At 73.8% G+C, this 6600-nt stretch carries 3 protein-coding genes, 1 rRNA gene and 1 pseudogene; 1 reads left to right on the top strand and 4 read right to left on the bottom strand.

The annotated features are described in order from the left end of the window. The first annotated feature begins 12 nt into the window (after positions 1 to 12). Positions 13 to 129 (top strand): 5S ribosomal RNA (gene rrf / locus QP119_RS07690). Positions 130 to 336: 207 nt separating this feature from the next. Here the strand turns inward: rrf and QP119_RS07685 are convergent. The 4 genes and pseudogenes from QP119_RS07685 to QP119_RS07670 form a co-directional block, all read right to left on the bottom strand. Beyond that, positions 337 to 1494, bottom strand: coding sequence for a pyridoxal phosphate-dependent aminotransferase (locus tag QP119_RS07685; protein ID WP_284775005.1), 1158 nt, complete (start codon positions 1492 to 1494; stop codon positions 337 to 339). 116 nt (positions 1495 to 1610) lie between these two features. After that, positions 1611 to 2258, bottom strand: coding sequence for a DUF3239 domain-containing protein (locus tag QP119_RS07680; protein WP_284775004.1), 648 nt, complete (start codon positions 2256 to 2258; stop codon positions 1611 to 1613). Positions 2259 to 2351: 93 nt separating this feature from the next. Beyond that, a pseudogene (locus tag QP119_RS07675) lies at positions 2352 to 4061 on the bottom strand (DNA repair helicase XPB); the annotation flags it as partial. Positions 4062 to 4116: 55 nt separating this feature from the next. Beyond that, positions 4117 to 6567, bottom strand: coding sequence for a helicase-associated domain-containing protein (locus QP119_RS07670; protein ID WP_284775000.1), 2451 nt, complete (start codon positions 6565 to 6567; stop codon positions 4117 to 4119). Positions 6568 to 6600: the final 33 nt, after the last annotated feature.

The following is a 6600-nucleotide window of genomic DNA, read 5'->3' as shown; positions in this document are numbered from 1 at the left end:
GGTTTTGGTCGTGTCGGTGGTTATAGTGGTGGGGAAACGCCCGGTCCCATTCCGAACCCGGAAGCTAAGCCCGCCTATGCTGATGGTACTGCACTCGGGAGGGTGTGGGAGAGTAAGTCACCGCCGACACCACAACTCAAAAATGAAATAGGGAGCGTCCGTCATCGAAGCAATTCGATGAGGGGCGCTCCTTTTTGCGTCTGCACCCCTTTTACTTCAGACCATTCAGGCTATTCAGGCGGCTTTTCCGCCGGCGCTAAATGGCAGATGGAAAAGGGGAGGAGCCGCGCAATCCGCGTCCCCTCCCGTGCGCTCAGCGCGACTCACAAAGGCGAATCACATCTCCGCGAGGTCCACGGCCTTCAGCCGCTTCACGGCCTCGCGCAGCGTCTTCTCCTTACGGCAGAAGGCGAAGCGCACCAGGCGTTGCCACGGTTCCTGGTCCGCGCAGAAGACCTGGACGGGGATGGCGGCCACGCCGGCCTTCTCCGGTAGGGCCAGACAGAACTCCACGCCGTCGTCCTCATATGCGTCCGGCAGCTCGGCGGTGAGGAAGTAGGTGCCGTGGCTGTCGTGGACGCGGAAGCCGGCCTCCTGAAGCCCCTCGGCGAGCAACGTACGGCGCCGGCCCAGCGACTCCACCTGCTTGCGCACCCACGCATCCTCGTTGTCGAGGGCGTAGGCCACGGCCGGCTGGAACGGGGTGGCGCCGACGAAGGTCAGGAACTGCTTGGCCTTGTGCACGCCGTCGAGCAGCGGGGCAGGGGCCATCGCCCAACCGGTCTTCCACCCGGTGGCGCTGAACGTCTTCGCCGCCGAGGAGACGGTCACCGTCCGCTCGCGCATCCCGTCCTCCAACGCCAGGGGGCGGTGCGCGCGAGCGTCGTAAAGCAGGTGCTCGTAGACCTCGTCGGAGAGCGCCAGCAGATCGTGGCGCACGCACACCCGTGCCACACCCGCAAGATCCAGCTGCGCGCCGGTGGGGTTGTGCGGGGAGTTGACGATGACCATCGCCGTGCGCTCGGTGACCGCGGCCTCGAGCGCCTCCTCGTCGACGCGCCAGGACGCTCCCTCGGCGACCAGCGGCACCGAGACCCGGGTCGCCCCGGCCAGCGCGACGGCCGCGCCGTAGGCGTCGTAGGAGGGGTCGAGCACGACGACCTCGCTGCCCGGCTCCACCAGGCCCAGCACGCTCGCGGCGATGGCCTCGGTGGCTCCGACGGTGACGAGCACCTCGGTGTCCGGGTCGAATCTCTGGCCGTAGTCGCGGTCACGCTGGGCGGCGATCGCGCGGCGCAGGGAGGCGACACCCCGGCCGGGGGCGTACTGGTTGTTGCCCTCGGCTATCTCGCGCTGGGCGCGCTCGAGCATCGCGGCCGGCCCGCCGGTGTCCGGGAAGCCCTGCCCGAGGTTCACCGCCTCATACTCGACCGCCTTGGCGGTCATGGTGGCGAAGACGGTCTCTGCGAAGGGACGCAGGCGCTCGACGGTCACGGAAGCCTCCTCACAGGCTCGGCGGACGTTTGCCGGGCATGTTATCCGCGTCGCACTGCGCTCCCGCCGGGCCCACCCCGGCCTGGGCCCGAAACCCCCGAGACCCCCGCCGCGCTCTAGTCCAGGACGAGGAGGTTCAGCTTCGTCTTCTTGACGTCCTCGAGGAGCTTGCGGTTCTTCTCCAGCTTCTCCCACAGCTCGTGCGGGATGGCCTTGCGCGCGGCCTCGATGACGTCGGTGTCCGGGGTGCCCCAGGCGACAGGCATCGGCGTGATCTCGTCCCAGGTGTCCTGGGAGCGCGCGCTGCGCCGGCCGCTGACGGCCACCGAGGGCACCTGCGTGCCGCGCTTGCGGTGGTGTCCGTCGATGGCGCTGACCGGGCGCAGCGCGAGCGCCCAGCGCGGCGGCCGGGTCTGGTCGACGTTGACGTTGACCAGGGCCAGCAGGTCCACGGTGCGCGGTTTGACCTCGGCGATGACGGCCGGGACCAGCGGGTAGTTGTCGTAGAGCTGCTGGGCGCTGCCGACCGCGCGCGGGGCGGCCACGCCCACGGCCACGGCCACGACGGTCACGGTGGCGCACAGCACGGGCACGATCACGCGCCACGGCCCGGACGGGTCGAGAACCAGGAAGCACAGCACGCCGACGATCAGCGCGATGACGCCCATCACGATCGCGCTGGAGCGCAGCCGGCGGGTGTCGCGCAGCATCTCATTGTGGGCCTTGGCCCACGCCTCGTCGACGTCGAACCGGAAGTTCTGCATCTGGCTTTACCTCTCCTCGTCGTGCGTGCCCGCGCCGCGCTGCGCGCCGTCGGCGCCCTCCGGGATGCCGGAAATCTCCCCGCCGGCCGCGGTGAGGTCCGCGGCGTCGATGATGCGGTAGGCGTAGCCCTGCTCGGCGAGGAAGCGCTGGCGGTGCGCGGCGTACTCGGAGTCCAGGGTATCGCGGGTGACCACGGTGTAGAAGTGGGCCTCACCACCGCCGGCCTTGGGGCGCAGCAGCCGGCCGAGGCGCTGGGCCTCCTCCTGGCGCGAGCCGAAGGTGCCCGAGACCTGCACGGCCACGGCGGCCTCGGGCAGGTCGACAGAGAAGTTGGCCACCTTGGAGACGACCAGGGTGGAGATCTTCCCGGCCCGGAAGTCCGCGAAAGCCTGCTCGCGGCGCCTGTTGCTCGTCTTGCCGTCGACCAGGGGCAGGCCCAGGCGCCCCGCGATCTCCTCGAGCTGGTCGAGGTAGGCGCCGATGATCAGCGTGGGCCTACCGGCGTGCCGGGCGAGGATCTTCTCGACGACGCGCACCTTCGCCGGCGCGCAGGCGGCCAGCCGGTAGCGCTCGCGCGACTCTGCGGTGGCGTAGGCCATGCGGCCGGCCTCGTCGAGGGTGACGCGCACCTCGGTGCACTCGGCGGTGGCGATGTAGCCGGCCGCCTCGAGCTCCTTCCAGGGGGCGTCGTAGCGCTTCGGGCCGATCAGGGAGAACACGTCGCTCTCCCGGCGGTCCTCGCGCACCAGGGTGGCCGTCAGCCCCAGGCGGCGCCGCGACTGCAGGTCGCTGGTCAGCCGGAAGACGGGGGCGGGCAGGAGGTGCACCTCGTCGTAGATGATCAGGCCCCAGTCTCGGGAGTCGAAGAGCTCGAGGGCCCGGTACTCGCCCTTCGTCTTGCGGGTGACCACCTGGTAGGTGGCGATGGTCACCGGGCGGATCTCCTTCTTCTCCCCGGAGTACTCGCCGATCTCGTTGTCGGTCAGCGTGGTGCGGCGCAGCAGCTCGGCGCGCCACTGGCGTGCGGAGACGGTGTTGGTCACCAGGATCAGCGTGGTGGCCTTGGCCCGGGCCATGGCGGCGGCGCCGACGATGGTCTTGCCCGCCCCGCACGGCAGCACGACGACGCCGGAGCCGCCCTCGAAGAAGGAGTCGGTGGCCCAGCGCTGGTAGTCGCGCAGGCGCCAGCCGTCCGCGGCCGTCGCACCGTCGCCGGCGTCGGCGCCGCCCCCGCCGGCGCCCGCGTCCGCGCCCTCGAGTCCCACGGCCGTCAGCTCGATCGGGTGTGCCTCGCCGTCGACGTAGCCTGCCAGGTCCTCGGCCGGCCAGCCGATCTTCGTCAGCTCCTGCTTGAGCCGCCCGCGCTCCGAGGGGTGCACCACCACCGTGCCCGGGTCGAGCCGCTCGCCGAGCATCGGGCGGATCTTCTTGTGCCGCACTATCTCCTCGAGCACCGCCGGCTCCTCGGTGTCCAGCGTCAGCCCGTGCGCGGGGTTCTTCTGCAGGCGCACCCGCCCGTAGCGAGCCATCGTCTCGGCGACGTCGATGAGCAGCGCCTGCGGCACCGGGAAGCGGGAGTAGCGCTCGAGGACGTCGACGGCCTGCTCGGCGTCGTGCCCGGCGGCGCGCGCGTTCCACAGCGCCAGCGGGGTGATGCGGTAGGTGTGCACGTGCTCGGGCGCGCGCTCCAGCTCCGCGAAGGGCGACAGCGCCGCGCGCGCCTCGTCCGCGGCCGGGTGCGCCGTCTCCAGCAGGACGGTCTTGTCCGACTGCACGATCAACGGTCCGTCGCCGAGCCCCACCGTGGCACCACGCTCCTTGTCCTCTTGGTCTGTACGGGCAGGCTAGCAGCCCGCTCTAGGCGTCATCGACGCCGGTGACCCGGTGCAGGGCGAAGCGCAGCACCGCGTCGCCGGCCGCCGGCTCGACGGCGTAGACCTGCCCGCCCGCCACGCGCAGCGGGCGCAGCCGGCGCGGGTTGGCCCGCCCGTGCTTGTCCACCAGCCCGACGGTGACGGTGCGCCCGGCGCGTGCGGCCGTCTTCAGCGCGGTGACCGGGTCGACTCGATTGCCGACGTCGCGCCCCTCGCCCTCGGCGCCACCCGCCCCGTGGGCGCCGGCGGCGCCTGCGGCGCCGGTGCGCGCGGCGTCGTCAAGCGAACCAGGGGCGGTGACCTCCGCGCGACGCAGGGCGGCGACGGCGGTCCGGGCCCGTTCGGCGCGGTCCACGCCGGAGGCTGCGGGCGCGGGGGAGCGGCGGCGCGTGCGGCGCTTGCGCGGTGGGGTGACGCGCACCGGGTCGGGGCGGATGTCGACGGAGCGGCCGGCGGCGTCCTCGGCCACGGCGTGTACGCCGGCCGCCTGGAGGGCGCCGATGACCTCGATGACCGGGCGCGGCGAGACCGCGACCGTCGGCGCGATGAGACGCAGGCCGACCGAACGGGCGGCGTCGGTGCCGGCGGCCGCGGCGAGCTGGTCGGGGTCATCGCAGCGCAGGTAGCAGCCGGCCGGGCCGCCGCGCAGGTGCCCGTGGGGGCGGGCGACGTCCTCGACGAGCACGCGCACGCCCTGGGGCACCTCGCCGAGGGCGTGGTCGGTGAAGAAGGCGGCGATGTCCTGGGCGGAGTCGCCGGCGTCGAGCGCGCGGCGGATGCTGTCGGCGCTGAGCCGGTAGACGGCGGCGAGCCCCGGCGACTCGAGGTCGGCGAAGCGGGTCAGCCGGTTGGCCAGTTTCGCCGGCAGCGGGCCCGGGGCCAGCACGGTCATGTCGGCCTGCACGATGACGGCCTCGACGGTGTCGGGGACCAGTCCGGCGGCGGCCTCGGTGAGCTCCCCGGCGTCGGCGCCGGTCAGCGCCACGCGGCCGAGGCCGGCGGCGCGGTCGGCCTCGTCGGCTCGCTCGGTCCCGGTGGTTCGGGCGAGCAGGCCGAAGAAGCGGGCGCCGGCGAGCACCTCGTCGCGGGCGGCGTCGGGCACGCGCAGGGCGGCCAGCGGGGCGTCGAAGACGGCGGCCGCCCACGCGGTCCGCGGGCTCAGCGCGGTGTTGCCTGCGACCTCGGCGTACGGGGCGAGCACGAGGCGGCGCGCGGCGGGCAGGCCCGGCGCGTGCGAGGCCTCCTCGAAGAGGTGCACCGAGCCGGTGACCGCCCAGGGGGCCAGGGTGGCGCCGCGCCAGCCGGTGACCAGGCGGGCCCAGCGGGCGGCCAGGCCCTCCTCGGCCCACTCCTCGGCCAGCGGCGTCGGCGCGAAGACCGGGCCGGCGGGCTCGGCGGGGTCCGCGGCGTCGTCGCGGTCGGGGCGCGCGCAGGCGAGCAGGCCTGCGCTGACGCCGGTGCCGGCCAGGCGGATCAGGGCGTCCTGCTCGCAGTCGAGGGCGGCGCACAGACGGCGCAGCTCGCGCACGGCCAGCCCGCCGGAGCGGATCAGCTCGCCGGGTTCGGCGCCGAGGACCTCGATGAGGCGGTCCATCAGGCGCACGGCCTCCAGCCCCTGGCCGGTGGCCTCGCGGTCGGCGCGGTCGTCGGAGGCTGTGGCTTCGGTGGCGGCGTCGGTGTCGATGTCGGCGTCGGTGTCGGCTTCGGTGGCGGCGTCGGTGGCGCGCAGCCCGGCCAGCGGGTCGGTCAGCGGTACCGCGGTGTGCGGGCGTTCGCGCAGCGCGTCGCGCACCACCCGCGGCATGCGCACGGTGCGCGCGTCGACGCGGGAGAGAAGGCCCTCGGCCAGCAGCCGGGGCACCGGGCGGGTCGGGTCCGCGTCCGGGGCGGCGTCGCGGGTCAGCCCCACCCCGCCGGTGCGCGCCAGCGTGTCCAGCACGGCGCGCGCGGAGTCGGGCAGTGTCTCCAGCGCCTCGTGCACGGCCTGCGGGTCGGCGGGAGAGTGGGCCTCCTCGAGCAGGCTCAGCCCGTCCGGCAGCGCGGCCGGCACCTCGGACAGCAGCCGCACGCCGTCGTCGGGGCCCCACATCAGCCCGGCGGAGCGCAACGTCTCGAGCGCACGGGCGGCCACCGCGGCGTCGGGAAGCGGGGCGAGAACGTCCGCGGCGGCCACGGGCGCGGTCGCGGCGCCCAGGGCAGCCGCCGACTCGCAGACGGCGAGCTCGAGGGCGGTGCGCTCGGCGACGGCGCGCGCGACCGAGCCGGTGATGCGCAGCCGGGTGGCCAGCGCCTGGGTGTTCGGCGGGGGCGGCACCGCGGCGTCGGGGCGGAGCTCGAGCAGGCGGGTGAGCGCGGCGTCGTCGAGACCGGCCAACCAGTCACCGAAGCGTTCGGCGGGTGTGGCGGACGTGGGCGAACTTTCGGATGGATTCATCGTCCTGACCATCATAATCGCCGCTCGGGCTAA

Origin of the sequence: Corynebacterium frankenforstense, assembly GCF_030211955.1 — a bacterium.
GTDB lineage: Bacteria > Actinomycetota > Actinomycetes > Mycobacteriales > Mycobacteriaceae > Corynebacterium > Corynebacterium frankenforstense_A.
Note: the sequence above shows the minus strand (reverse complement) of the source record. Positions and strands in the feature narration are given on the sequence as shown.

Bases quoted from the DNA above. Each gene is read 5' to 3' on its own strand.
- QP119_RS07670 (WP_284775000.1), bottom strand. From the start codon at position 6,567: ATGAATCCATCCGAAAGTTCGCCCACGTCCGCCACACCCGCCGAACGC.
- QP119_RS07680 (WP_284775004.1), bottom strand. From the start codon at position 2,258: ATGCAGAACTTCCGGTTCGACGTCGACGAGGCGTGGGCCAAGGCCCAC.